Raw genomic sequence first — 25,135 nt, 5'->3', positions numbered from 1 at the left:
ACCTTGCGGTGACCGGTCCAGTGGTGCGCCCGGAGGGATTCGAACCCCCAACCTTCTGATCCGTAGTCAGATGCTCTATCCGTTGAGCTACGGGCGCGCGGAGACGAGAGGATTCGAACCTCCGGCCCGCCGCAAAGCAGGCAACTCCTTAGCAGGGAGCCCCATTCGGCCACTCTGGCACGTCTCCAGCTGCACCTCGAACGGTGCAACTGCAGGAATCCTACCCGCCCGGCTGCCCGGGGGACAAACCGCCTAGACTGAGACCTCATGATCCGTCCTGACCTCGCCGCCATGCCCGCCTACGTCCCCGGACAGCGCCAGCCGGACGCCCTCAAGTTGTCCTCGAACGAGGTCGCCACCACCCCCCTGCCCAGCGCGGTGGAGGCGATGACGCAGGCGGCGCAGAACGCGAACCGCTACCCGGACATGTTCTCCACCGAGCTGCGCGAAGCACTTGCGGAGCACCTGCGGCTGCGGCCGGAGCAGGTGACGGTGGGGTGCGGTTCCTCGGCGCTGTGCCAGCAGCTGGTGCAGATCACGGCCGGCGCGGGGGACGAGATCGTCTTCGCGTGGCGCAGCTTCGAGGCGTACCCGATCTTCGCCCAGGTGGTCGGCGCGACGCCCGTGCCGGTCCCGCTTCTCGACGACGGCCGCCACGACCTCGCGCAGATGGCCGCCGCCATCACCGACCGCACCCGGCTGATCTTCCTGTGCAACCCGAACAACCCCTCCGGTGCCGTGATCACCGAGGCCGAGTTCCATGAGTTCATGGAACAGGTTCCGTCCGATGTCGTCGTCGCGCTGGACGAGGCCTACTTCGAGTACAACCGTGCCGCCGACACCGTCATCGGTACCGCCGTGATCGCCCGGTACCCGAACGTGGTGGGGCTGCGCACCTTCTCCAAGGCCTACGGCCTGGCCGGCGTGCGGCTGGGCTACGCCTTCGGTTCCCGGGAGCTCATCGGCGCCCTGGACAAGGTGGTGATCCCCTTCAGCGTCAACGCCATCGCGCAGGCCGGCGCGCTGGCCAGCCTCCGCAACACCGATGAGCTGCTGGAGCGCACCGCGGAGACAGTGGAGCAGCGCGACCGCGTGGCCGATGCGCTGGGTGCGCGGCGCAGCGAGGCGAACTTCATCTGGCTGCCGGGCGTCGATTCGGCGGATGTCGCGGCCCGCCTCGCGGCACAGGGCGTGCTTGTCCGCGCCTTCCCGGAGGGCGTGCGCATCACCGTGACCACCGAGGATGAGGCCGAGCAGCTCCTGGCGGCCTGGAATCGGGCAGGCTTGGGGGCATGATCCGCCTGCTGCTGAGCATCATCACCACCGCCATTGCCCTGTTTTTTGTCACCCGCATCGTGCCGGGTATCTCCGTGCACCCGGCGGAGGACCCCTGGGCCTTCATCTGGGTAGCGGTGCTGTTCATGGTCGTCAACGCGATCGTCGCGCCGATGGCCCACCTCCTGGGCACCCCGCTGACGGTGGTCACCCTGGGGGTGTTCGCGCTGATCATCAACGCCTTCCTGTTCCTGTTCACCGGCTGGCTCTCCGGGGTCCTGGGCCTCGGCCTCAGCGTCGACGGCTTCCAGGCGGCCTTCGTCGGGGCGATCGTCATGGCGGTGGCCACGTGGGTGCTGAGCATGCTCACCCGCATGATCCTGCCGCAGCGCTGACCCCGTGACCTTCCCGGCCTGCGCCGCCGCCACGGCCATGCAACGTCGGCAGCCACCGGCCTGCGAAGAAAACCCGGCTCAACGGGAAGGTTGAGCCGGGTTCCAGCGGAGACGAGGGGATTTGAACCCCTGGAGGTGTGACCCTCGCTGGTTTTCAAGACCAGTGCATTCGGCCGCTCTGCCACGTCTCCTCGTGGTGGAACTGTACCTCAGGCGCGGATTTTCCCTACCCTGGGGTGCCATGAAGGCTATTCAGTTGCGCAATCCGGATGATGCCCGTTCCCTGGAGCTCGTCGACACCGACACTCCGCAGCTCCGGGAGGGTGAGGTGCTGGTCAAGGTCCATGCCGCCGGGGTCAACCGGGCGGATCTGCTGCAGGCGCGGGGGCACTATCCGCCGCCGCCCGGCGCGTCGGAGATCATCGGTCTGGAGTGCGCCGGCGTCATCGTCGATCCGGGGACCACCGGGCGGCGGGAGGGCGAGGAGGTCGCGTGCCTGCTCTCGGGGGGCGCCTACGCGGAGTTCGTCGCGGTGCCGGAAGGCCAGCTCATGCCGATTCCGGAGGGGTACTCGATGACGGAGGCCGCCGCCGTCGTCGAGGTCGCGTGCACGGTGTGGTCGAACCTGGGGATGCTCGCCGGGCTGCGCGCCGGCCAGACGGTGCTCATTCACGGGGGCGCGGGAGGTATCGGCACCTTCGCCATCCAGCTGTGCAAGCAGCTGGGCGCGACGGTGGCGGTGACCGCGGGTAGTGCGGAGAAGTTGGAGACGTGCCGGGAGCTGGGCGCGGACATCCTGGTCAACTACCGCGAGGAGGATTTCGCGGAGGTGCTCAAGGGCCGTTGTGACGTCATCCTCGACATCATCGGGGCGAAGTACCTGCGGCAGAATCTGCGGGCGCTCAACGAGGACGGCCAGCTCATCATCATCGGCCTGCAGGGCGGGGTGAAGACGGAAATCAACCTCGGGGCGCTGCTGCCGCGCCGCCTGTCCATCCGCGGCACGACGCTGCGCGCCCGGTCCACGGAGGGCAAGGCGGAGGTCGTGGCCTCCACGATCGAGAACGTATGGCCGCTGCTCGCCGATTCCCGCGTCACCCACCACATCCACGCCACCTTCCCGCTGGCAGAGGCGGCCGCCGCCCATGAGCTGCTTGATTCCGGAGAAGTGACCGGCAAGCTGGTGCTGGAGGCCTAAGCCAGGGAGGCGACGACCCGGGTGAGGTGCTCGAGGTCGTGGCGGGTGGTCACCGGGCTCAGCGAGACGGTGACGGCCCCGCCGACCTCCTCGACGCCCATGTCGCTGGCCAGCCGGGAGTCCGGAAGGATGGTGGTCACCAGGCCGTTGTCCAGCAGCCGCTGGTGGACGGTGGTGGCGGGCACGCCGCGGACGGCGAAGGAGAGCCGGGGGATCCGCTCGCCGCGGCCGCCGTCGCCGGCCTCCCCGGAGACGCCGAGGATGTGCACCGTGGGCAGGGTGCCCAGCAGCATGTGCAGGTCCCGGCCCAGGTCATCGAGGTAGCGGCGCAGCTCCGCCATGGAGCGCTGGACGCGGGTCCGCCGCGTGCCGCCGCCCCCGCCGAGGTCCGCCAGGTGCCCCACCAGGTCGGGGACGCCGCCGAGGAGCCCGGGGGCGAGGGAGGTCTCCGGGAGGGCGTCGATACGCCGGAACATGGCGGTGTCACGGAACACCAGGGCCGCGACCTGCGGGCCGCCGAGCTGCCCGATGTCGAGGGCGACGATGTCGGCGTCCCAGTCGCCGGGCTCGAGGGGGCGGTAGGGCAGGTAGGCGGTGGCGTCGACCAGCACCCAGGCCCGGGAGCGGGCGCGGGTGTGCTCGACGATTTCCCCGACCGGAGCGACCGTCCCCAGGTGCGGGTGGGCCGCGGCGAGGGCAACGAGGCGGGTGGAACCGTCGACGAGCTGGCGGTACTGGGAGGCCGGCAGCGCCCCGGTCCCGAGGTCCGGTTGCGCCCGGCGCACCTCGCCACCGAATTCGGCGAAGGGCTCGCTCAGGGCAGGGTCGTCGAGGCCGGAGAGCACCACCGAGGAGGTCCGGCGCAGCAGGGGGCGCATGGCCCGCGCCAGGCGCAGGTAGAGAACCTCGAGGTCAGGGCCGAGGACGACCCGGTCGGAGGTGACGCCGCAGAGGTCGGCGACGGCGAGGCGGGCGTCGTCGATAAGCATGTCCCCCTGGAGCCGACCGGGGGCCTGGACGCGGGAATGCGAACCGGAAGAAGTCTCGACATCCGCCACCGCGGTCGCCAGCCGGAAGGAGCGCGACACCGCCGCCGCGACCCGCTCCGGGATCTGGGGGCACTGGTGCGCGTTGAGGTAGGTCCACCCATCGCCCAGGGACAGATACTGCCCCCGCACCCTGGCGACGTCATAGACCATTCCCGCTTCTCCTCTCGACACGTTCGTCCAGTATGCCCCGTGACGGCTCTGAAAGCACCATCGGCCCCGACATGCGGCAGACGGCCCGAAACCCCTGCTGAGCACCCCTGTTCCCTCCCCGCAGCGTAGCCGATCTCACACCGAATTCACAGGCGACGACTCGGCCGGAGGCGGATGCCCATCATCCGGGCGCCCGACGATAGGGTGGTCTGTGTGCAGGAAACATCCCCGACCCGAGAACAGCTGCGTGCCGACGTCACCCGCATGACCACCGGCGCCGTCGCCGACCCCCCGGCGTCGCAGTCCAAGACCTTCGTCGCCGCCTGGCGCGACCTCGTCCGCGGATTCCGCCAGCACGAGTTGTGGCTGCAGCTGGGATGGCAGGACATCAAGCAGCGCTACCGCCGCTCGACGCTCGGCCCGCTGTGGATCACCATCGCCACCGGCGTCATGGCCCTGGCACTGGGCCTGCTCTACTCCATGCTCTTCCAGATCCCCGTGGCCGAGTTCCTGCCGCACGTCACGGTGGGCCTCATCATGTGGGGCTTCATCTCCGGGTGCATCAAGGACGGCGCGGACATCTTCATCGACAACGAGGGCCTGATCAAACAGCTCCCCTCCGCCCTGTCGGTGCACGTCTACCGCCTGGTGTGGCGGCAGACGCTCTTCCTGGCGCACAACCTGGTCATCTGGGCGGTGCTCATGATGATCTTCCCCCGCCCCCTGGGCTGGGACCTGCTGCTGGCCATCCCCGCGATGGCGCTGCTCATCGTCAACGGCGTGTGGGTGACCATGTTCTTCGGCATTGTCGCCACCCGCTACCGGGACGTCGCCCCGCTGCTCGAGGCCATGGTCCAGCTGCTGTTCTACGTCACCCCCATCGTGTGGACCACCCAGACGCTCAAGGAGCAGGGCGGGGACATCGCCCAGCGGGCCCTGTTGGCGGAGATCAACCCGCTGTTCCACTACATGGAGATCATCCGCGCGCCTCTCATCGGCCAGCCGGTGGCCGCCTACCACTGGTGGATCGTCCTGGCCTGCACGTCCGTGGGCCTCGTCCTCGCTCTGCTGGCCATGCGCCAGTGGCGCTTCCGTGTGAGCTACTGGGTCTAGGAGGATCACCATGGTGTCCATTGACACGTACAAGGCCTGCGTCGACTTCCCCATCTTCGACGCCAAATCGCGGTCCATGAAGAAGGCCCTCCTGTCCACCGCGGGCGGCGCCATCGGCCGCAACTCCGACAACACCGTCGTCGTCGAGGCCCTCAAGGACATCAACCTGCACCTGCGGGAGGGCGACCGCGTCGGGCTGGTCGGCCACAACGGCGCCGGCAAGTCAACGCTGCTGCGTCTGCTCTCCGGCATCTACGAGCCGACCCGCGGTTCCGCGGACATCCGCGGCCGCGTCGCCCCGGTCTTCGACCTCGGCGTGGGCATGGATCCGGAGATCTCGGGCTACGAGAACATCATCATCCGCGGCCTCTTCCTCGGCCAGACGCGGAAGCAGATGCGGGCCAAGATCGACGAGATCGCCGAATTCTCCGAGCTCGGCGACTACCTCAACATGCCGCTGCGCACCTACTCCACCGGCATGCGCGTCCGCCTCGCCCTCGGGGTGGTCACGTCCATCGAGCCGGAGATCCTGCTTCTCGACGAAGGCATCGGCGCCGTCGACGCCGCCTTCATGGCCAAGGCCCGCGTCCGCCTGCAGGAGCTGGTCAAACGCTCCGGCATCCTCGTCTTCGCCTCGCACTCCAACGACTTCCTGGCGCAGCTGTGCAACACCGCGCTGTGGATCGATCACGGGCAGATCCGCAAGGCCGGCCTGGTCGACGACGTCGTCGAGGCCTACGAGGGCAAGGGCGCCGGCGACTACGTGCGCACCCTGCTCAAGCGTTTCGAGGCCGAGGGCACCTCCTAGGTGCTTTTCCAGTAAACACCGCGGAATTCGGGCCTGGTTTTCGGCGGTCTTTACTGGAAACACACCTCCGAGCCCCGCTTGCCCTACAGTGTCGCTCGGGGGGAGTGACTTATGGACTTCACGGCCGATGCGGTCATCGATACAGCGGAGCTGCGGCGGCGCGGGCTCAGTCAGCGGCAGATCGACAGGCTCGTGAGCAGAGGGCGGCTGCACCGGGTCGAACGGGGCGTCTTCACTACCTCGCCGCCGACGGGGCACCTGCTGCTCCGCGCGCTCCGGCACCGGCGCCCAGGGCTCATCTTTACGGGACGCACCTCCCTGGAGATCCGGCAGGGCAAGCCGCTGTCGCTGCCGGTGCAGGCGGTGGTCGGCCCCACGCAGTCGTTCCACAGCAACACGCACCTCAGGCTGCTGCGGCGGACGAGTGTCGGCACCGCGCAGGTGCAGGGCTTCACGGTGACGGTGGGCGCGGTGGCGGTGGCGCATGCTGATGAATCCACGGATGAGGAACTCATCGCCTACCTGGAGGAACACTACGCTGGCCGCGCGGGCAAGGCGACGTTGGCGGCGGAGATCGCCACCATGAAACGGATCCCCGCGACGTTCCAGGCCCTCGTGGCCCGGGCCGCCATCGGCGCCGACAGTGAGGCGGAACTGTTGATCGCGCGGGCACTCCTCGCGCGCGGCATCGCGCTGGAGCAGAACGCCTACCTCGGCGGATACTACTTCGACATTCTGATCCCGCAGGCGCAGCTGATCATCGAGATCGACGGCTTCGCCTACCACTCCGGCGAGAGCCGGGAGACCTTCGTCCAGGACCGGTGGAAGGCGAACTACGCCACCCGCCACGGGTACCGCGTGCTGCGCTATTCCGGCAGCTGCGTCAAGTACCACCTGAGCCTGGTCGTGGAGCAGATTGTGGCGGTCGTCGAGAAGCACGGCGCGGAGCTGGAGTCGGAGCGGAAACCGGTGTGGAAGTGGCACCACATGTTCACCAGAGACGGCCCCTGGCCGGAGGAGGTGGCACAATGACCACCATGCCCAACGTTATTCCGCACCTTGACCGCGACGATTCGGTGGCGGCGGTGATTGTCACCCACAAGCGCGTCGAGCTGCTGCGCGCCTCGCTGGAGCAGGTGGTCGCGCAGAGCCACCCCGTGCGGTGGGTGATTGTGGTGGATAACGGGTGTGAGGCGAACGTCGAGAAGCTGGTGCACGAGCTGGCCGGCGACCGGGCCGTCTACCTGCCGAGCCGCACGAATCTGGGCGGGGCCGGCGGTTTCGCGTACGGCTTCCTCACGGCGCTGGCGCTCGGCGCCGACGCGATCTGGTGCGCCGATGATGATGGCCGTCCGGCGGACTCCGAGGTCCTGGCGACGCTTATCGACGTCGCCGTCCGGCACCGTCTCCACGAAGTCTCCCCCGTCGTGTGCAACATCGACGAGCCGGGGAAGCTGGCGTTCCCGCTGCGCCAGGGCCTCGTGTGGCGGCGGCACCGCGCGGAGCTCGAAGGCGAGGTCGTGGAGGGGATCGCGAGCCTGTTCAACGGCGCGCTCATCAAGGCCCGCGCGATGGAGATCATCGGCGTGCCCGACTACCGGCTGTTCATCCGCGGCGACGAGGTGGAGTACCACCGTCGTCTGGTGCGCTCCGGGCTGCGCTTCGGCACGGCGCTGACCACGGCGTATCTGCACCCGGACGGCTCGGACGAGTTCAAGCCGATCCTCGGCGGGAAGATGCACACGCAGTACCCGGACAACGAGTCGAAGCGCTATTTCACCTACCGCAACCGCGGTTACATCATGAGCCAGCCCGGCATGCGCAGGCTGTTGCCACAGGAGTACGCGCGTTTCGGCTGGTTCTTCCTGGTTCAGCAGCGCGACCCGAAGGGCTTCCTCGAGTGGCTGCGGCTGCACCGGCAGGGTCGCAACGAGCGTTTCACGCGGCCCTAGCGGAAGATGAACACCCGCTGCACGACGAAGTTGATCACGGTGGCGGTGCCCTGGGCGATGACGAAGGCGATGACGATGGCCAGCGAATCGTTCCAGTCCCAGCCGCTGAGCAGGCGGTAGAGCCCGGCGTGGAGCCCGACGTTGACGAAGTAGGTCAGCGTGTACAGCCCGGCGACCATGAGGAAGCGGCGCGTGGAGGGGGCGGCCTGGAAGGTCCAGCGGCGGTTGATCAGGTAGGCGGTGATGGTGCCGAAGAGAAAGCCGATGGAGCGGGCCAGGACGGGGCCGGCGCCGAAGAAAATCTGCAGGACCCAGGTGAGGCCGAGGTCGACGACGGCGGAGATCGCACCGGAGATGATGAACTTACCGGCCTGCGTCTGAAGGCTTGAGCGAGTGGACACGATGTACCACCCTACTCGGCGGCGTCGCCTCCGAGGAGGCAGCGGTAGATGTCGAGGCGGTCGACGGGGGATCGGGCGTGCTCGCCGTAGCCGCCGACGTCGGCCAACAGGGTGAGGGATTCCCCGCAGAGCTCGCGGACGCGCGGCCCGCTGAGCGGGGTGCCGTCGTCGTCCTCCCAGCCCAGGGCGGCCATGGTCGTTTCGAGGACGTGGTTGCCCAGGGCCTCATCGCCCAGGCAGGCCAGGGCGAGGACGAGCGACCAGAAGGCGTCGCGGCCGGCCGCCTGCTTCTCGACGGGCAGCCGTCCCAGCAGCTCCACCGTCCCGCGTGCCAGGCCCGGGTCCCGATTGAGGTCGAGGGCCTGCAGCAGCGGCACGAAGTCGAAGATCCCGGAGCGGGTGATGATGTCGCGAACCTCCGCCCGCGTGGACCCCAGCACGCTGCGGATGGTGGCGGTGCCGGTCAGCGCGGCGTTGATCTCCGCGAGGTCGAAATCGTGGTCCCCGAAGGCGCCGGAACCCCCGACGCACAGGGCGCGCGGGGTACCCGCGTCGCGCGGATAGGAGTCGACGGCGGTGAGAGTGACGTCCCACAGGCCGAAGTGGTAGCTGATGCGGTCACCTTCGTCGGCGAGGTGGTGATGGATCGGCTCGGCGGCGTCGAGGCGCTGCTCGCGGTCGCCGGTGGAGAAATGCCACGGCGTGGAGCCGGGGGCGGCGCGGAAACCGAAGGCGGTGCCGAGGATCTCATGGAGGTCCGCCAGGTGGAGGGCGTCGTTGAGGCCGATGTGGCGGTGGACCTCGGCGTCGGCGCGCACATTGGAGGCCTGGAGGATGACGGTCCGGGCGGGGCGCTCACGCCGGGCACGGACAGCGCTCAGGTCGACGACCTGACCTGTCTGGCGTGCACCCTCGTTGGACATGCCACCAGGGTAGCGATTTTCACTCGTCCAGCGGCAGCGGACGCACCTGCGCCCCGAAGCGTTCCTGCAGGTGTTTCCGGGAGCGCCGTTGCGCCTCGATGGCGTGCCAACTGTCGACGAGTTCCGCGGCAGCCGTGGCATAAGCCCAGGCCAGCCGCCCCTCGGGGGCGCCGTGGTAGGCCGCGGCCAGCGCCTCCGGGTCGACCTCGCCCGGCGCCTCGAAGCGCGGCAGGGTGAGCTGCGGCTGCGCCTCCTTGGCGGCCTTCGCGGCGGCCCGGTAGGCGGCGAGCTGCTTCTCCACGCCGCGTCGGATCCGCTCCAGCCCGTCCGTCCCGGTGTGCACCACGTGAGCGTCCGCTGTGAGGTCGCGCAGCCGTTCCGGCTCGATCTCCCCCGGCCCCAGCAGCCAGGCCCCGGAGAGAATGCCCGAGGCCGAGGGCCCGTCCGGGGAGGTCTGCACGTGCCAGACCGCAGTCACGTCCTCCTGCTTATCGACGATCGCGAGCACCCGATGTGTCACGCCTGCGCCACCAATCGGCGGTGCGAGACCTCGGAGACGGCGAACACGACCGCCGCCGCGACCGCCCCGATCCACGTGTGGGGGCGGGAGAGTCCGCGGCGGCGCAGGCGCTCGGCGATGCGGTGCTGCACGGCGGAATCCAGGCGCACCAGCACAGCGATGACCAGCAGCGCACCGATGATGACCGTCCACGTCTGGGCGGCGGAGGCGGTGGAGAAATCACCCGGCGGGGTATCGGAATCCGGTCCCGGGACGGAGCCGATGTCCCCGATGGAGCGGCGGAACTGGTCCATCATCACCCGCGGATCATTGTCCGGGTCCTCGTCGAAGGAGTTGAGCACCGCCACCAGTGCCCCGCCGCCGACGAGGAGCGCGCCGGTGGCCAGGGCGCGGAGCGGCCCGGAGCGAATGTAGTCGGGCAGGCTGACGGCGGTACCCACCAGGCCGGCCTGCGTGAGGCGCCCGGACAGCGTGTCGTCGAGGGCGTAGAAGTCGGTCGTGTCCTTCATGCCCTAAACCCTAGTGTCTACGCTGGGGGCATGTTATTCGGAAAGAAGAAGAATGCTGCCGCCCCCACTAACTACGACGAAGAGCGCGACCTGCGCGAAGGCCGTTTCGTCGCCGCTGAGCAGACCAACCTGCCGCTCAATGACTTCATGACCCGCCTCATCGCCCAGGAGTTGCCGCTGCTGGATTCCCATGATCGCAGCGAGGTCTACCGCCTGCTCCGCGAGTATGCCGCGGCCGGCGGCGCCGAGATCACGTCCCAGGAGGAACTTCCTGCGGAGATCCGGGGTCTGCTCGACCTCTAGAATCGCAAAAACTCCCGCTGTGGCGAACCACACGGGAGTTTTTAAGCGTTTCCCCTTACGGGAGTTCTGTAAAGCAGAACCCGCTACGAGGGGAAGCTCCTTGCTTTGTCAGTAATTAGTTGACGAAAGCGGAGGAGATGCCGTCGCCCAGGTACTGGCCGTTGTTGACCAGGACGTTCAGGAACTTCTGGATGTTGTCGATGATGGTGTGGAGGAAGGTAGCCATTGTGGTAGCCCTTTCAGTTTCGGTTAAGCACGATCCGGTCGGTCCGTGCTTGTGACACCAAGAATGTCATGACTGATCGATGCGAGCAAGCCCAACCCGCAGAATTGTGGCGCAGGTAACTGTCCCCCTGCGCGCGCCCCCAACGTTTCCCCAGCTCAGGCAGTATTTTCGGGTCGAATAAAGCCCGCAGAAAGTAACCGGCTTTTACCCGGAACGCACCCCCATCCGGGGGCGCAGGCCTCCCGAAAGAACCCTGCCGGAGCGCATCTGCGGCCAGATAGCCGAAGTGCGTTCCTCTAGGGAAGTTAAGCTCAAAGTAGCACCCCTATCGTCAAGAGACAATAAGGCGTTTCATACTGACGGAAACCCGCTACCCCCACCTACCCCCGTTCGGTGGATCCCCCGCTCTGAGCTGCGAAATGTAACGCTCGGCGAGAAGTTACATCACTGTAACATCCGCTCGTCCGCTGGCAACTTTCTGGGTGTCCACTGCCACCCCCGTGCGTGCCCTCCGGTCATGTCAGGCACGGGGGCTAGTCTGGTGGTCATGGAACTCCAGACCACACCGACGTCCCTCACCGGATGGGGCCGCACCGCCCCCTCGACGGCACACGTCCTGGCGACCCCGGACGTCGAGAAGATCATTGCGGCGGTGACCCGGATCGCCGACGACAACGCCGACAAGCCCGCTCACCTGCGACGCGGCGTCATCGCCCGCGGCATGGGCCGCTCCTACGGCGACCCGGCGCAGAACGGCGGCGGGCTGGTCGTCGATATGCAGCCACTCAACAAGATCCACTCCATCGACCCCGATTCGGCGATCGTCGACGTGGACGGCGGCGTCACCCTCGACCAGCTGATGAAGGCCGCCCTCCCCTACGGCCTGTGGGTGCCGGTCCTGCCGGGCACGCGCCAGGTGACCATCGGCGGCGCCATCGGGCCGGACATCCACGGCAAGAACCACCACTCCGCCGGCTCCTTCGGTGACCACGTGGCCTCCATGGAACTGCTCGTGGCCGACGGCCGCGTGCTCCACCTCGAGCCGGAGGGCTCCGCGGACGACCCGGACGGCACCCTCTTCTGGGCGACCGTCGGCGGCATGGGCCTGACCGGCATCATCCTGCGCGCCCGCATCCGCATGACGCGCACGGAGACCGCCTACTTCATCGCGGACGGCGACCTCACCCAGAACCTGGATGAGACGGTCGCGTTCCACTCCGACGGCTCCGAGCACAACTTCACCTACTCTTCCGCCTGGTTCGACGCGATCAGCCCGGAGCCGAAGCTGGGCCGCGCCGCCATCTCGCGCGGCTCGCTGGCCACCCTCGACCAGCTCCAGGAGCTGGCCCCGAAGCTGGCGAAGGATCCGCTGAAGTTCAACGCCCCCCAGCTGGTCACCGTGCCCGACATCTTCCCCTCGTGGACGATGAACAAGCTGTCCATGCTCGCCATCGGTGAGCTGTGGTGGCTGAAGTCCGGCACCTATAAGAAGCAGGTGCAGAACCTCACGCAGTTCTATCAGCCGCTCGACCTCATCGGCGAGTGGAACCGTGGCTACGGCAAGAACGGCTTCCTGCAGTACCAGTTCGTCGTGCCGATGGAAGCGGTGGAGCCCTTCAAGGACATCATCCGGGACATCCAGCGCTCCGGCCATTACTCCGCACTCAACGTGTTCAAGCTCTTCGGCCCGGGCAACCGCGCCCCGCTGTCCTACCCCATGCCGGGCTGGAACGTGTGCGTGGACTTCCCCATCAAAAAGGGCCTCAACGAATTCCTCGACGACCTGGACAAGCGCGTCATGGAGTTCGGTGGCCGCCTCTACCTGGCGAAGGAGTCCCGCACCTCCGCGGAGAACTTCCACAAGATGTACCCGGGTATGGAGGGCTGGCTGCAGACCCGCCATGAGATCGACCCCACCGGCGTCTTCGCCTCCGACATGTCCCGCCGCCTCGAACTGAACTAGAACCGAAGGAACAACACCAGATGCTCAACGCAGTGGGCCAGGCCCAGAACATTCTGCTGCTCGGCGGCACCTCGGAGATCGGCCTCGGCATCGTCGCCGAGTTCCTCTCCCGCGGTCCCGCCCGCGTCATCCTCGCCGCCCGCGAGGACTCCCCGCGTATCAACGCCGCCGTGGAGCAGGTCCGCGCCGCCGGCGCCTCCTCCGTCGAGGTCATCGACTTCGACGCCACCGACTTCGCCTCCCACCCCGACGTCATCGACCTGGCCTTCGCCGACGGTGACATCGATGTGGCCGTCGTCGCCTTCGGCACCCTCGGCGACCAGGAGGCGCTGTGGCAGGACCAGGCCGCGGCCGTCGAGTCCGCGCAGATCAACTACACCGGCCCCGTGTCGGTGGGCGTGCTGCTGGGCCAGCGCTTCAAGGCCCAGGGCCACGGCACCATCGTCGCCCTGTCCTCCGTGGCGGGTGTCCGCGTGCGCCGCTCCAACTTCGTCTACGGCGCCTCCAAGGCCGGCCTCGACGGCTTCTACACCCAGCTCGGTGAGGCCCTGCGTGGTTCCGGTGCCAACGTGCTCGTCGTCCGCCCGGGCCAGGTCCGCACGAAGATGTCGGCCGGCACGAAGGAGGCCCCGCTCACCGTTGATATCCAGCAGGTCGCGGAGGCGACTGTCGACGGCGTGATCAAGGGCCGCGACATCATCTTCGTCCACCCCGCCTTCGAGGCCGTGGCCGCCGTGTTCAACGTCATCCCGCGTCAGATCTTCCGCAGGCTACCCTTCTAGGCATGTCGACAGCGCGCACCTCGACCCCTCCGACCACCCGGGCCGTCCGCACGGAGGCCTACCTCCCCGACCACCCGAGCCGGGCCCACTCCCTCCTCGGGATGCTCGCCGCCCTGCTCGGCGGGGCGCTGCTCACCTTGGTGGCGTGGTTCGTCCTCCGGGCAACCAGCTGGCCGGCGTTCAACACGTCGAACATGTCGTACGCGCTGTCCACGGCCGTCACCATTGTGACGCTGCTGCTCGTCGGGGGGCTGTGTCTCGCCTGGCTGCTGGATGAGCAGGGGGCGCGGCGGCGTCGAGAAGCGGGAGAGGACGCGCAGATCCGGCGCCCGCGCTGGCGGGTGATCCTCACCTACCTGGTCACCTACCTCTCCCCCGCGGCGCTGGTCATCTCGACCACCGCGATCCCGCTCTCCGCGACGCGCCTCTACCTCGACGGCATCCACATCGACCAGGGATTCCGCACCCAGTTCCTCACCCGCGCGGCCACGACCTGGGCCAACCAGGACATGAACTACATCGACCTGCCCACCTACTACCCGCTGGGCTGGTTCTGGATGGGCGGCCGCTTCGCCGAACTGCTCAACCTCCCCGGGTGGGAGGCCTACCAGCCGTGGTCGCTCGTCTCCATCGCCGGTGTGGCCTGCCTCCTCGTGCCGGTGTGGCAGCGCCTCGCCGGATCACTGCCGGTCGCCGTGGCCATCGCGCTGGTGACCACCTGCATCACCCTCGTCATGGCGGCGGAGGAACCCTACGGGGCGATTGCCGCCATGGGCGTGCCGGCCGTCACCGTCGTCGTCGGCCGCGCCCTGCGCGGGGCCTGGTTCCCGCTGCTCGGCGCCACGCTCTTCCTCGGCATCTCCGCCTCCCTGTACACGCTGTACACGGGCGTGGTGGCGCTGTCCGTGGTGGCGATCGGCACGATCTTCTCCGTCCTCTACTACCGCACCATCGGCCCTCTCCTGCGGCTGGCCGTCATCGGCTTCGGCTCGCTGGCCATCGCCTCGGTCGTGTGGGGCCCCTACGTGTGGCGCACCCTCACCGGGCACCCCACCGACGGTTCCGCCGCCCCCAACTACCTGCCCGTGGACGGCGCCCAGGTGCCCGTGCCCTTCCTCGCGCTCTCCGTGGTCGGTGTGCTCTGCCTCATCGGGCTCGTGTGGCTGGTCGTGCGCACCGGCGACTTCGACGCCCGCAGCATGAGCATCGCGCTCATCGGCTTCTACCTGTGGTCCTTCGCCTCCATGGTGGCCACCCTGGCCGGCACCACCCTGCTCGGTTTCCGCGTGGCCCCGCTCATCGCGTTGCTGCTGGCCACCGCGGGTGTCCTCGGCCTGGCGGAGCTGCGGCTCGTCGGGCTGGACACCCTCTACCCCGAGCAGCTCGGCGCTGCCGCCCGCCGTTCCGTGACCATCCTCATGGTGCTCGTCCTCTCCGCCGCCGGCCTGTTCTATGCCCAGCAGATCCCGCTGAAGAACCAGCGGGCCATCGACCGCGCGTACGCCGACACCGACGGCTACGGCGAGCGCGCCGACCGCTTCGCCGCCGACGCCGGCCGCTACTACCCGCAGATCGACGAAGAGATCCGCGCCCGCGGCCACGAGCCCCTGGACACCGTCGTGCTCACCGACGAGAAGAACTTCATGTCCTTCCACCCTTACTTCGGCTTCCAGGCCTTCACCAGCCACTACGCCAATCCCCTCGGCGAGTTCACCGCCCGCAACGACACGATCGAGCGCTGGGCGGAGGATTCCTGGAAGTCCTCGCCGGAGAAGTTCCTCGCGGACCTCGACGCCGCCCCCTGGCGCGCACCCGACGTCTTTCTCCTGCGCGGCAGCGTCGACGCCCCCGTCGGCGAGGCCACCGACGCCGGCTGGAAGTCGCACCTGGCGGAGGACATCTTCCCCAACAACCCCAACGTGCGCTACCGCGGCATCTACTTCAATCCCGCAGTGTTCTCCCCGGAGCTGTGGAACACCACCCAGATCGGGCCTTTTGTAGTGGCAAGCCGGGTAAAGGACGGGGTCTGACGTAGACTCCATGTCTGTGTCTGCTACTGCTGTGTCCCACCGAGAGCCTGCTCCCGCTACCCCAGTAGCGCCCGGCTGGCTGAAGAACGTCGCGATCATCTCGGGCCTCCTCGGCTTCGTGCTGTTCCTGCTGACCCCCTTCCTCCCGGTCAACCAGACCCAGGCTTCCCTCGCGTGGCCGCAGGGCGACAGCCTCACCTCGGTCAACGCGCCCCTGGTGTCGTATGCGCCGGAGAACCTCCAGCTCGAGGTGCCCGTCCAGGAGTCGCTCGCGGCCCTCCGGGAGGGCGAATCCCTCATCCTCTCCACCCTGCCGGCCGACTCCACGGACGCCACCTCGCGTGGCCTGTTCATCCGTTCCTGGGACGGCGGCATCGACGTGGTCGTGCGCAACCAGGTCCCCTTCGAACTGACGGAGGCCGAGGTCGGGCGGCTGCCCGCCGACGCCGTCCTGCGCGTCTCCTCCACCGAGGAGGAGACGGTCGTGGAGATCCCCGGCACCCGCCACGAGGGGATCATCGAGGAGGAGGATGTCCGCCCGCAGGTCACCGGCATCTACACCGAGCTCGACGACACCGCGGCGTCCACGCTTATCGACGCCGGGCTCCACGCCGACGTCGAAATCAACTCCCGCTTCACCTCCGCGCCGTCGCTGCTCAAGTACGTCGCGATGTTCGGCGGCCTCCTCTCGCTCCTCGTTTCCCTGTGGGCCCTGCACCGCATGGATCTTCTCGACGGCCGCGCGACCCGCCGCTTCCTGCCCGCCGACTGGTGGCGCCCCCGCCCCCTCGACGGCATCGTCGGCGCGACCCTGGTCTTCTGGCACATCTTCGGCGCGAACACCTCCGATGACGGCTTCATCCTCACCATGGCGCGCGTCGCCGACCACGCCGACTACACCGCCAACTACTACCGCTGGTTCGGCGTCCCGGAGTCCCCCTTCGGCTCCCCCTACTACGACCTGCTGGCGCTGATGACCCACGTGTCCACCGCCTCGGTGTGGATGCGCCTGCCCGCCCTCATCTCCGGCCTGGTCATCTGGTACGTGCTCTCCCGCGAGATCCTGCCCCGCCTCGGCGCCCGCATCGCCGGCCGCCAGGTGGCGCAGTGGACCGCCGCCATGGTCTTCCTCGCCTTCTGGCTGCCCTACAACAACGGCATCCGCCCCGAGCCGATCATCGCCATGGGCGCGGTGCTCACCTGGGCCTCCTTCGAGCGCGCCATCGCCACCTCGCGGCTGCTGCCCGCCGCCATCGGCGTCATCCTCGCCACCATCTCCCTCGGTGCCGGCCCGACCGGCCTCATGGCGGTCTCGGCGCTGCTCGCCTCGCTCTCGAGCCTCATCCGCATTCTCTACCGCCGCCTGCCGCTGCTCGGTGCCGGGCGGGGGCCGCGGGGGGAGCGGGCGTCGAGAAGCAGCATTGTCACGGCTGTGACCGCCATGCTCGCGCCCTTCCTCGCGGCGGGCACGGCGATTCTCATCGGCGTGTTCGGGGACCAGACGCTGGCCTCGGTGCGCGAGGCCATCCGCGTGCGTTCCGCGAAGGGCCCGGCCCTCCACTGGTACGACGAGTGGGTGCGCTACCAGACCCTCATGGAGCAGACCGTCGACGGTTCCCTCACGCGCCGTTTCGCCGTGCTCATCATGTTCCTGTGCCTGGCGATCGTCATCGCCGCGATCCTGCGCAACGGACGTGTCACCGGCGCGGCGAAGGATCCCTCGCTGCGGCTCATCCTCATCATCTTCGGCACGATGTTCTTCATGATGTTCACGCCCACGAAGTGGACCCACCACTTCGGCGTGTACGCCGGCATCGCCGGAGCCCTCGCGGCACTCGCCGCCGTCGCCCTCTCCGAGATGGCGATGCGCTCCGCGCGCTCCCGCACCCTCATGATCGGTGCCGTGCTGTTCATCATGGCGATCTCCCTGGCCGGCATCAACGGCTGGTGGTACGTCTCCAGCTACGGCATCCCGTGGTTCGACAAGACGGTGCAGTACAAGGCCGTCGAATCCTCCACCATCATGCTCTTCATCGCCCTGGCCGTCCTGCTCCTCGGCGTCCTGCAGTCCTTCCTCGGCGACATCCGCGCCGCCCGCGCCGAAACCCACGGCGGCATGGCCGAACTCGAGGCCGCCGAGGCCCGGAAGAACCGCCGCTGGGCCGGTGTCGCCGCCGCCCCCATCGCCGTGGCCTGCGCGCTGATCATCCTGTTCTCCATGGCCTCCTTCGCCAAGGCCTTCGTCGGCCAGTCGCCGGCCTACACCGTCGGCATGGGCAACCTGCGCTCCCTGACGGGCAACACGTGCAGCCTCGCCAACGACGCCATGGTGGAGACCAACTCCAACGACTCCTTCCTCACCCCCGTCAACGGCGTCCCCTTGAGCGAATCCCTCGAATCTGAGGACCACCGCGGCTTCGGCCCCAACAACATCCCGCCGACCATCGGGCAGGACAGCGTCTCCACCGCCTCCGTCGGCGCCATCGCCGACAGCGACAACTCCGGCGGCTCCGACGAAGCCACCGGCCAGGAGACCGGCAACACCGGCGGCACCCGCGCCGAGGTCGGCGTCAACGGCTCCCGCGCCCGCCTCCCCTTCAACCTCGACTACGACACCGTCCCCGTCATGGGCTCCTGGACCTCCGGCGCCCAGTACCCGGCCAGCATCACCTCCTCCTGGTACGAGCTTCCCGACGCCACCGAGGACGCCCCCCTCGTCGTCGTCTCCGTCGCCGGCCGCATCGAACACCACGACATCAACGGCGTGAAGCACAACGGCCAGGAACTGCTCCTCGAGTACGGCACCCGCGGCGACGACGGCCGCGTGCGCAACGTCGACGAGGTGGAGATGCTCGACATCGGGCCCCTGCCCTCCTGGCGCAACCTGCGCCTGCCCATCGACTCCCTCCCGGAGGAGGCCAACGTCGTGCGCATCGTCGCCACCGACCTCAGCCTCGACCCCGAGCAGTGGCTCGCCTTCACCCCGCCGCGCGTGCCCACCCTCGACTCCCTGGCCAACGTCATCGGCTCCGAGAAGCCCGGCCTCCTCGACTGGGCCGTCGCCCTGCAGTTCCCCTGCCAGCGCACCTTCGACCACTACGCCGGTGTCGCCGAAATCCCCGAGTACCGCATCTCCCCCGACCACCCGGGCAAGGCCACCCTCACCCCCTTCCAGGACTACGACGGCGGCGGCGCCATGGGTACCGCCGAGGCCGTCAACTCCTCCTACGAGCTGCCCAGCTACACCCGCAACAACTGGCACCGCGACTGGGGATCCCTGGAGATCTACGAACTGCGCACCAACTCCGTCGGTGACGCCCCCGTCGAGGCCGAGATCACCCACGAGGTCATCCAGCGCTCCGGCTGGTGGAAGCCCTCGGAGATGAACATCGCCACCAAGAACTAGCGTGCTTCGGTTTCGTCGTACGTCGGGCGGTCGAATTCACGCCTTAGGTCCGGGGTTGCGGACCTAGTGCCCCGGCGGCGTACGACGATACCGTCACCGGCCGACCGGGAGCACGATTTCGTCACCCACCCCCGGACGCGACACCGCCCCTAGGACCAACCTTCTGGTCCTAGGGGCGGTGTCGTGTACGACGACATCGTCACCCGGGCCTACACACCCAGCGGCCGGTCCTCGGGAGCGACGGCCACGGGCAGGGCGGTCTCGCCCATGAGGTCGGCGTCGACGGCCGCGGCAGCAGCGCGCCCCTCGGCGATGGCCCACACGATGAGCGACTGCCCCCGCCCGTTGTCGCCGGCGACGTAGACGCCGGGCACGGACGAGCGGTACTGGTCGTCGCGGACGAGGCGGCCGCGCTCGTCGACATCGACACCCAGCTCAGCGTGGAGACCGTCGCGCTCGACGCCGGTGAACCCGAGGGCGATGAGCACGAGGTCGGCGTCGATCTCGAAGTCGGTGCCCCGGACCGGGATGCGGCGCCCGTCGACCACGGTCATCTCGTTGCCGTGGATCGTGGTCACGGCCCCGTCCGCGCCGGAGAAGGAGACGGTGTTGACGGAGAAGCGCCGCTCGGCGGTCTCCACGTATTCGCCCTCCTCGTGGGCGGTGGCCAGGCGCCACACCAGCGGGTACTGGGGCCAGGGGGTGGAGGCGGCGCGCATCTTCGGGGCACGGGGGCGGATGTCGAACTGCGTGACACTGGCCGCCCCCTGGCGCAGAGAGGTACCGAAGCAGTCGGTGCCGGTGTCGCCGCCGCCGATGATGACGACCTTCTTCCCGCGGGCGTCGATGGCACGGGAATCCTGCTCGGCGCCGTGGAGGAAGTCCATGGCCTGGTGGATGCCGACGAGCTCGCGGCCGGGGACGGGCAGCTCGCGGGCGACGGGGGCGCCGGTGGCGAGGACGGTGGCGTCGAAAAGCGCGAGGTCCAGGGCGGAGGGCGAGACGCCGCACCGGAAGACGGTGCCCTCGGCGCGCATCTGCGCGAGGCGGCGGTCGAGGAAGCGGTCCTCGAGTTTGTACTCCGGGACGCCGTAGCGCATGAGGCCGCCGGGGGCGTCGTCACGCTCGAAGACGGTGACCTCGTGGCCGGCGCGGGTCAGCTGCTGCGCGGCGGCGAGGCCGGCGGGTCCGGAGCCGACGACGGCCACGCGCATGCCGGTGGCGAAGGAGGGACGGATCGGGGTGTCCCAGCCGGCGGCGAAACCGTGCTCGGCGATGGCGAGTTCGACGTCCTTGACGGCCACGGCGTCGTCGTTGATGGCGAGCACGCAGGCACCCTCGCAGGGGGCGGGGCACACGCGCCCGGTGAACTCGGGGAAGTTGTTGGTGGCGTGGAGGCGGTCCCAGGCCTCGCGCCAGCGGCCCTGGCGGACGAGGTCGTTCCACTCGGGGATGATGTTGCCCAGCGGGCAGCCGGAGTGGCAGAACGGCACACCGCAGTCCATGCAGCGGGCGGCCTGGTCGGTGACGTCGGCGAGTTCGGTGACCTCCTGCCAGTCGAGCAGCCGCAGTGGGACGGGACGGTGCGGGAGGTCGGTGCGGGTGTGCTTGCGGAAGCCGTGCGGGTCAGCCATGATGAGCGACCTCCTTCTGCTGGTTGAGGGCTCGCTGGTAATCACGGGGCAGGATCTTGACGAGGTCGCGGGCCTGCCACGGGTTGGTGGATCCGGTGAGGCGGCGGTGGCGTTCGATGGTCTCCTCGAGGAAGGCGAGGTCCTCGTCGTCGAGCTTCTCGACGTCCACCAGCCCCGGGTTGACCTTCCGGTCGAGGTCGCCGATGGGGGCGAGGTAGGCGATGCCGCCGGACATACCGGCCCCGAAGTTGTCGCCGACCTCGCCGAGGACGATGACGCGGCCGCCGGTCATGTATTCGCAGCCGTGGTTGCCGATGCCCTCGACGACCGCGACGGCGCCGGAGTTGCGGACGCAGAAGCGCTCGCCGACGGCACCCCGGATGTAGATGTCGCCCGAGGTGGCGCCGAAGCCGATGACGTTGCCGGCGATGATGTCGGGTTGGTCGTCGAGAAGCTGCGGCGGGGCCTCCGGGTGGGGGCTGAGGATGAGGCGCCCGCCGGACAGGCCCTTGCCCAGGAAGTCGTTGGCGTCGCCGACGAGGTTGAGGGTGAGGCCGGAGGGGAGGAAGGCGCCGGCGGAGTTGCCGGCGGAGCCGGTGAGGGTGACGTGGACGGTGTCGGTGGGCAGGCCGACGGCGCCGGTCAGCCGCGTGATGCGCGATCCGGTGAGGGTGCCCACGGTGCGGTCGGTGTTGGTGATCGGGTACGCGAGGTCGATGCGCTTCCGGGCGCCGCGGGCGGCGGCGTCGATGGTCTCCTCGGCGTCGAAGAGCAGGCGCTCGTCGAGCACGCCGCGCAGGCCGGTCTCCTGGACGGTGGTCTGGCGGGGGGTGCCGGTGGGCATCTCCAGGAGCGGGCGCAGGTCGAGCTGGGCGGCGCGCGGGTGGGCGGCGACGAACTCGGCGTCGGTGCGCTGGCGCAGGACGTGGGCCTGGCCGATGGCCTCGTCGAGGGTGCGGAAGCCCAGTTCGGCGAGGTATTCGCGGATCTCCTCGGCGAGGAAGGTGAAGAAGTTGACCACGTGCTCGGCGCGGCCGCTGTACTTCGCGCGCAGGTCCGGGTTCTGGGTGGCAATGCCGACGGGGCAGGTGTCCAGGTGGCAGACGCGCATCATGATGCAGCCCTCGACGACGAGCGGCGCGGTGGCGAAGCCGTACTCCTCGGCGCCGAGCAGGGCGGCGATGATGACGTCGCGACCAGTCTTGAGCTGGCCGTCGCACTGGACGCGGACGCGGTCGCGCAGGCCGTTGAGCAGCAGGGTCTGCTGGGTCTCGGCGAGCCCGAGCTCCCAGGGCCCACCGGCGTGCTTGAGGCTGGTGAGCGGGGAGGCGCCGGTGCCGCCGTCATGGCCCGAGATGAGGATGACATCGGAGTGGGCCTTGGCCACCCCGGCGGCGACGGTGCCCACGCCCTGCTCGGCGACGAGCTTGACGTGGATCCGGGCATCCGGGTTGGCGTTGCGCAGATCGAAGATGAGCTGGGCGAGGTCCTCGATGGAGTAGATGTCGTGGTGCGGCGGCGGGGAGATGAGCCCGACGTGGGGGGTGGTGATGCGCACCTCGGCGATCCACGGGTAGACCTTGTCCGGAGGCAGCTGGCCGCCCTCGCCGGGCTTGGCGCCCTGGGCCATCTTGATCTGGATGTCGGTGCAGTTGTTGAGGTAGTGACTGGTCACGCCGAAGCGTCCGGAGGCAACCTGCTTGATGGCGGAGCGCCGCCAGTCACCGTTGCGGTCGCGCTCGAAGCGGGCCGGGTCCTCGCCGCCCTCGCCGGAGTTGGACATGGCGCCGAGGCGGTTCATGGCGATGGCCAGGGTCTCGTGGGCCTCGGCGGAGATGGAGCCGTAGGACATCGCGCCCGTGGAGAAGCGGGAGACGATGGCGGAGACGGGCTCGACCTCGTCGAGGGGCACGGGCGGGCGGTCGGAGGCGAACTCGAGCATGCCGCGCAGGGTGGCCAGGCGGGTGGACTGGTCGTCGACGGCGCGGGTGTAGTCGCGGAAGACGGCGTACTGGCCGGTGCGGGTGGCGTGCTGGAGGGTGAAGATGGTCTCCGGGTTGAAGAGGTGGTACTCGCCCTCGCGGCGCCACTTGTACTCGCCGCCGAGGTCGAGGTCGCGGTGGGCGAGCTCCTCGGGGCGGGGCAGGAAGGCGGAGCGGTGGCGGGCGGCGACGTCGGCGGCGAGCTCGTCGAGCCCGATGCCGGCGAGGGGGGAGGGGAGGCCGCCGAAGTGGGCGTCGAGAAGCTCCTGGGAGAGGCCGGTGACGTCGGCGAGCTGGGCGCCACGGTAGGAGGCGACGGTGGCGATGCCCATCTTGGACATGACCTTGAGCACGCCGGAGGTGGCGGCGGTGACGTAGTTGGTGCAGGCCTCGTCGAGGGTGAGGTCGCCGAGCTGGCCGACCATGCGCAGCTCGTCGATGGTCTCGAGGGCCATGTACGGGTTGACGGCGTCGGCGCCGAAGGCGACGAGCATGGCCAGGTGGTGGACCTCGCGGGCGTCGCCGGACTCGATGATGAGGGAGCAGCGGGTGCGGGTGCGCTCGGTGACCAGATGCTGGTGCACGGCGGAGGTGAGCAGCAGGGAGGGGATGGGCGCGTGGCGTTCCTCGGACTCGCGGTCGGAGAGCACGATGAGGGAGGAACCGGCGGCGATGGCCTCGTCCACCTCGCGCAGGACGCGGTCGATGGCCTCGCGCATGCCGGCGCCGTGGTGGGCGACCGGGTAGAGCCCGGAGATGACGCTGGCGTGGAAGGAGGACCATTCGCCGTGGTCGTCGGCGTGGATGAGGGTGGCCAGGTCGTGGTTGTCCAGGACGGGGGCGTCGATACGGATGCGGCGCGCGGCCTCCGGGCCGGGGTGCAGGACGTCGGACTGGGCGCCGAGGAGGGTGGCCAGGGAGGTGACGGGCTTCTCCCGGATGGCGTCGAGCGGCGGGTTGGTCACCTGGGCGAAGCGCTGGGCGAAGAAGTCGTAGAGCATGCGCGGGCGCTGGGAGAGCACCGCGATGGGGGTGTCGGAACCCATGGAACCCAGGGCCTCGGTGGCGTGGAGCGCCATCGGGGCGATGATGAGGTCGACGTCCTCCTCGGTGATGCCGAAGACGCGCTGGCGCAGGACGGCGCGCTCGTGCGGCATGTACTCGTAGCGGGTCTGCGGCAGGTCGGCCAGCGGCACGAAGTTCTCGGCGATCCACGCGCGGTAGTCCGCGGTGCCGGCGAGGCGGGCCTTGATCTCCTCGTCGGGGATGAGGCGCCCGGCGGCGGTGTCCACGAGGAACATGCGGCCCGGTTCGACGCGGGTGCGCTTGACCACCTCGCGCGGGTCCACGGGCAGGACGCCGGCCTCGGAGGCCATGATGACGGTGTCGTCGGCGGTCACCCAGATGCGGCCGGGGCGCAGGCCGTTGCGGTCGAGGACGGCGCCGACGAGGGTGCCGTCGGTGAAGGCGACCGCGGCCGGCCCGTCCCAGGGCTCCATGAGGCAGGAGTGGTACTCGTAGAAGTCGCGCAGCTCCGGGTCGATGGTGGGGTGGTGCTCCCAGGCCTGCGGGATCATCATGGCGACAGCGTGCGGCAGGGAGTAGCCGCCGAGGTGGAGGAGTTCGAGGGCCTCGTCGAAACGCGCGGTGTCGGAGGCGCCGGGGGTGCACACAGGCAGGACCCGCTCGAGGGGGCCGAGCTGGGCGGAGTTGATGAGGGCCTCGCGGGCGCGCATCCAGTTCTCGTTGCCGGTGACGGTGTTGATCTCCCCGTTGTGGGCGACGAGCCGGTAGGGGTGGGCCAGCGGCCAGGAGGGGAAGGTGTTGGTGGAGAAGCGGGAGTGCACCAGGGCGATGGCCGAGGTGAGGCGGCGGTCGCCGAGGTCGAGGTAGAAGCGCCCGAGCTGCGGCGTGGTGAGCATGCCCTTGTACACGATGGTGCGGGCCGACAGCGAGGGGAAGTAGACGGTGTCCTGGCCGTGCTTGGTGCCCAGTTCGCGCTCGCAGCGCTTGCGCACGAAGAACATGATGCGGTCGAGGTCGATGCCCGACTGGCCCGCGGCGGTGAGGAAGGGCTGGTGGAAGCGCGGCATGGCCTCGCGGGCGGCGGTACCCAGGCCGCGGGGGTCGACTGGCACCTCGCGCCAGCCGAGGATCTCGGCGCCTTCCTCGACGGCGATCTCCGCGATCTCGCGGCGGGCGTCGAGAAGATCCATGCGGCGGGTGGGCAGGAAGGCGATGCCGGTGGCGTAGTGGCCGGGGGCGGGCAGGTCGAAGTCGACGACCTCGCGGTAGAAGGCGTCGGGGATCTGGAGGAGGATGCCGGTGCCGTCGCCGGTGTCCGGATCGGCGCCGGCAGCCCCGCGGTGCTCGATGTTGTGCAGGATCTGCAGGCCGCGGTCGACGATGCTTCTCGACGCCCGCCCGTGCAGGTCCGCGACGAATCCGACGCCGCAGGCGTCGTGCTCGTGGGCCGGGTTGTAGAGACCAGTTCGGCGCATGATTGCCTCCTCGTG

At 69.2% G+C, this 25,135-nt stretch carries 19 protein-coding genes and 3 tRNA genes; 12 read left to right on the top strand and 10 right to left on the bottom strand.

Translation table 11 applies throughout. The annotated features are described in order from the left end of the window. Positions 1-21: 21 nt before the first annotated feature. Positions 22-97 (bottom strand) — tRNA-Arg (locus tag ACFPUZ_RS09960). Position 98: 1 nt separating this feature from the next. After that, positions 99-187, bottom strand: a tRNA-Ser gene (locus tag ACFPUZ_RS09955). 80 nt (positions 188-267) lie between these two features. On the opposite strand from ACFPUZ_RS09955, the gene hisC reads away from it, so the two are divergent. Next, the gene (gene hisC, locus ACFPUZ_RS09950; protein ID WP_377001760.1) at positions 268-1,296 is read left to right on the top strand and encodes a histidinol-phosphate transaminase; all 1,029 of its coding nucleotides are present in this window, start codon (positions 268-270) and stop codon (positions 1,294-1,296) included. Further along, positions 1,293-1,670 carry a phage holin family protein gene (locus ACFPUZ_RS09945; protein WP_377001759.1) on the top strand — a complete coding sequence of 126 codons (378 nt, stop codon included), beginning with the start codon at positions 1,293-1,295 and terminating at the stop codon, positions 1,668-1,670. The genes hisC and ACFPUZ_RS09945 overlap by 4 nt, the downstream gene beginning before the upstream one ends. Before the next feature lie 106 nt (positions 1,671-1,776). On the opposite strand, the gene ACFPUZ_RS09940 is transcribed toward ACFPUZ_RS09945, so the two are convergent. Continuing rightward, positions 1,777-1,861 (bottom strand) — tRNA-Ser (locus ACFPUZ_RS09940). 50 nt (positions 1,862-1,911) lie between these two features. Between ACFPUZ_RS09940 and ACFPUZ_RS09935 the strand changes: the two genes are divergently transcribed. Further along, positions 1,912-2,868, top strand: coding sequence for an NAD(P)H-quinone oxidoreductase (locus ACFPUZ_RS09935; protein WP_377001758.1), 957 nt, complete (start codon positions 1,912-1,914; stop codon positions 2,866-2,868). Here the strand turns inward: ACFPUZ_RS09935 and ACFPUZ_RS09930 are convergent. Next, positions 2,865-4,067 (bottom strand): aminotransferase class V-fold PLP-dependent enzyme, encoded by a 1,203-nt coding sequence (locus tag ACFPUZ_RS09930; RefSeq protein ID WP_377001757.1) that lies wholly within the window; start codon positions 4,065-4,067, stop codon positions 2,865-2,867. The two genes, ACFPUZ_RS09935 and ACFPUZ_RS09930, sit on opposite strands and share 4 nt — an antisense overlap. A gap of 264 nt (positions 4,068-4,331) precedes the next feature. Between ACFPUZ_RS09930 and wzm the strand changes: the two genes are divergently transcribed. The 4 genes from wzm (at position 4,332) to glfT1 (ending at position 7,940) form a co-directional block, all read left to right on the top strand. Continuing rightward, positions 4,332-5,180, top strand: a complete 849-nt coding sequence (wzm, locus tag ACFPUZ_RS09925) for a galactan export ABC transporter permease subunit Wzm/RfbD (protein ID WP_377002254.1) — start codon at positions 4,332-4,334, stop codon at positions 5,178-5,180. A 10-nt stretch (positions 5,181-5,190) separates the two neighbouring features. Further along, positions 5,191-5,988: a galactan export ABC transporter ATP-binding subunit Wzt/RfbE gene (gene wzt, locus ACFPUZ_RS09920; RefSeq protein WP_377001756.1), complete on the top strand. Its 798-nt coding sequence runs from the start codon at positions 5,191-5,193 to the stop codon at positions 5,986-5,988. A 111-nt stretch (positions 5,989-6,099) separates the two neighbouring features. Beyond that, a complete protein-coding gene (locus ACFPUZ_RS09915) occupies positions 6,100-7,020 on the top strand; it encodes a DUF559 domain-containing protein (RefSeq protein WP_377001755.1) in 921 nt (306 codons plus the stop codon). A gap of 5 nt (positions 7,021-7,025) precedes the next feature. Next, positions 7,026-7,940 (top strand): galactofuranosyltransferase GlfT1, encoded by a 915-nt coding sequence (gene glfT1 / locus ACFPUZ_RS09910; RefSeq protein ID WP_377001754.1) that lies wholly within the window; start codon positions 7,026-7,028, stop codon positions 7,938-7,940. Here glfT1 and ACFPUZ_RS09905 read toward each other — a convergent pair. Genes ACFPUZ_RS09905 through ACFPUZ_RS09890 form a run of 4 tightly spaced genes read right to left on the bottom strand, consistent with a single transcriptional unit; the run spans position 7,937 to position 10,293 of the window. Further along, positions 7,937-8,344, bottom strand: coding sequence for a GtrA family protein (locus ACFPUZ_RS09905; RefSeq protein ID WP_377002253.1), 408 nt, complete (start codon positions 8,342-8,344; stop codon positions 7,937-7,939). The two genes, glfT1 and ACFPUZ_RS09905, sit on opposite strands and share 4 nt — an antisense overlap. 8 nt (positions 8,345-8,352) lie before the next feature. Next, positions 8,353-9,264, bottom strand: a complete 912-nt coding sequence (locus ACFPUZ_RS09900; RefSeq protein ID WP_377001753.1) for a plasmid pRiA4b ORF-3 family protein — start codon at positions 9,262-9,264, stop codon at positions 8,353-8,355. 19 nt (positions 9,265-9,283) lie between these two features. After that, positions 9,284-9,784, bottom strand: a complete 501-nt coding sequence (locus ACFPUZ_RS09895; protein ID WP_377001752.1) for a hypothetical protein — start codon at positions 9,782-9,784, stop codon at positions 9,284-9,286. Next, entirely contained in the window at positions 9,781-10,293 is a 513-nt protein-coding gene (locus ACFPUZ_RS09890) for a hypothetical protein (protein ID WP_377001751.1), read from the bottom strand. The genes ACFPUZ_RS09895 and ACFPUZ_RS09890 overlap by 4 nt, the downstream gene beginning before the upstream one ends. Before the next feature lie 30 nt (positions 10,294-10,323). On the opposite strand from ACFPUZ_RS09890, the gene ACFPUZ_RS09885 reads away from it, so the two are divergent. The 5 genes from ACFPUZ_RS09885 (at position 10,324) to ACFPUZ_RS09865 (ending at position 19,003) form a co-directional block, all read left to right on the top strand. Then, positions 10,324-10,596, top strand: a complete 273-nt coding sequence (locus tag ACFPUZ_RS09885) for a hypothetical protein (protein WP_377001750.1) — start codon at positions 10,324-10,326, stop codon at positions 10,594-10,596. 773 nt (positions 10,597-11,369) lie between these two features. Beyond that, on the top strand, positions 11,370-12,785 hold the full coding sequence (locus ACFPUZ_RS09880; protein WP_377001749.1) for an FAD-binding oxidoreductase: 1,416 nt from the start codon (positions 11,370-11,372) through the stop codon (positions 12,783-12,785). A 20-nt stretch (positions 12,786-12,805) separates the two neighbouring features. Next, complete coding sequence (locus ACFPUZ_RS09875; RefSeq protein ID WP_377001748.1) at positions 12,806-13,567, top strand: decaprenylphospho-beta-D-erythro-pentofuranosid-2-ulose 2-reductase; 762 nt, start codon at positions 12,806-12,808, stop codon at positions 13,565-13,567. A gap of 2 nt (positions 13,568-13,569) precedes the next feature. Beyond that, positions 13,570-15,597: a galactan 5-O-arabinofuranosyltransferase gene (locus ACFPUZ_RS09870; RefSeq protein ID WP_377001747.1), complete on the top strand. Its 2,028-nt coding sequence runs from the start codon at positions 13,570-13,572 to the stop codon at positions 15,595-15,597. Positions 15,598-15,607: 10 nt separating this feature from the next. Beyond that, positions 15,608-19,003 (top strand): arabinosyltransferase domain-containing protein, encoded by a 3,396-nt coding sequence (locus ACFPUZ_RS09865; protein WP_377001746.1) that lies wholly within the window; start codon positions 15,608-15,610, stop codon positions 19,001-19,003. A 209-nt stretch (positions 19,004-19,212) separates the two neighbouring features. Here ACFPUZ_RS09865 and ACFPUZ_RS09860 read toward each other — a convergent pair whose 3' ends face one another. Together ACFPUZ_RS09860 and gltB are read right to left on the bottom strand one after the other, a co-directional pair. Next, entirely contained in the window at positions 19,213-20,637 is a 1,425-nt protein-coding gene (locus tag ACFPUZ_RS09860; RefSeq protein WP_377001745.1) for a glutamate synthase subunit beta, read from the bottom strand. Next, complete coding sequence (gltB, locus tag ACFPUZ_RS09855; RefSeq protein ID WP_377001744.1) at positions 20,630-25,120, bottom strand: glutamate synthase large subunit; 4,491 nt, start codon at positions 25,118-25,120, stop codon at positions 20,630-20,632. The genes ACFPUZ_RS09860 and gltB overlap by 8 nt, the downstream gene beginning before the upstream one ends. Positions 25,121-25,135 lie beyond the last annotated feature (15 nt).

It is taken from the genome of Corynebacterium nasicanis (assembly GCF_042658165.1).
Taxonomy (GTDB): domain Bacteria; phylum Actinomycetota; class Actinomycetes; order Mycobacteriales; family Mycobacteriaceae; genus Corynebacterium; species Corynebacterium nasicanis.
This window is presented reverse-complemented; position numbering and strand designations above follow the sequence as displayed.

Bases quoted from the DNA above. Each gene is read 5' to 3' on its own strand.
- hisC (WP_377001760.1), top strand. From the start codon at position 268: ATGATCCGTCCTGACCTCGCCGCCATGCCCGCCTACGTCCCCGGACAG.
- ACFPUZ_RS09945 (WP_377001759.1), top strand. From the start codon at position 1,293: ATGATCCGCCTGCTGCTGAGCATCATCACCACCGCCATTGCCCTGTTT.
- ACFPUZ_RS09935 (WP_377001758.1), top strand. From the start codon at position 1,912: ATGAAGGCTATTCAGTTGCGCAATCCGGATGATGCCCGTTCCCTGGAG.
- ACFPUZ_RS09930 (WP_377001757.1), bottom strand. From the start codon at position 4,067: ATGGTCTATGACGTCGCCAGGGTGCGGGGGCAGTATCTGTCCCTGGGC.
- wzm (WP_377002254.1), top strand. From the start codon at position 4,332: ATGACCACCGGCGCCGTCGCCGACCCCCCGGCGTCGCAGTCCAAGACC.
- wzt (WP_377001756.1), top strand. From the start codon at position 5,191: ATGGTGTCCATTGACACGTACAAGGCCTGCGTCGACTTCCCCATCTTC.
- ACFPUZ_RS09915 (WP_377001755.1), top strand. From the start codon at position 6,100: ATGGACTTCACGGCCGATGCGGTCATCGATACAGCGGAGCTGCGGCGG.
- glfT1 (WP_377001754.1), top strand. From the start codon at position 7,026: ATGCCCAACGTTATTCCGCACCTTGACCGCGACGATTCGGTGGCGGCG.
- ACFPUZ_RS09900 (WP_377001753.1), bottom strand. From the start codon at position 9,264: ATGTCCAACGAGGGTGCACGCCAGACAGGTCAGGTCGTCGACCTGAGC.
- ACFPUZ_RS09890 (WP_377001751.1), bottom strand. From the start codon at position 10,293: ATGAAGGACACGACCGACTTCTACGCCCTCGACGACACGCTGTCCGGG.
- ACFPUZ_RS09885 (WP_377001750.1), top strand. From the start codon at position 10,324: ATGTTATTCGGAAAGAAGAAGAATGCTGCCGCCCCCACTAACTACGAC.
- ACFPUZ_RS09880 (WP_377001749.1), top strand. From the start codon at position 11,370: ATGGAACTCCAGACCACACCGACGTCCCTCACCGGATGGGGCCGCACC.
- ACFPUZ_RS09875 (WP_377001748.1), top strand. From the start codon at position 12,806: ATGCTCAACGCAGTGGGCCAGGCCCAGAACATTCTGCTGCTCGGCGGC.
- ACFPUZ_RS09870 (WP_377001747.1), top strand. From the start codon at position 13,570: ATGTCGACAGCGCGCACCTCGACCCCTCCGACCACCCGGGCCGTCCGC.
- ACFPUZ_RS09865 (WP_377001746.1), top strand. From the start codon at position 15,608: ATGTCTGTGTCTGCTACTGCTGTGTCCCACCGAGAGCCTGCTCCCGCT.
- ACFPUZ_RS09860 (WP_377001745.1), bottom strand. From the start codon at position 20,637: ATGGCTGACCCGCACGGCTTCCGCAAGCACACCCGCACCGACCTCCCG.
- gltB (WP_377001744.1), bottom strand. From the start codon at position 25,120: ATGCGCCGAACTGGTCTCTACAACCCGGCCCACGAGCACGACGCCTGC.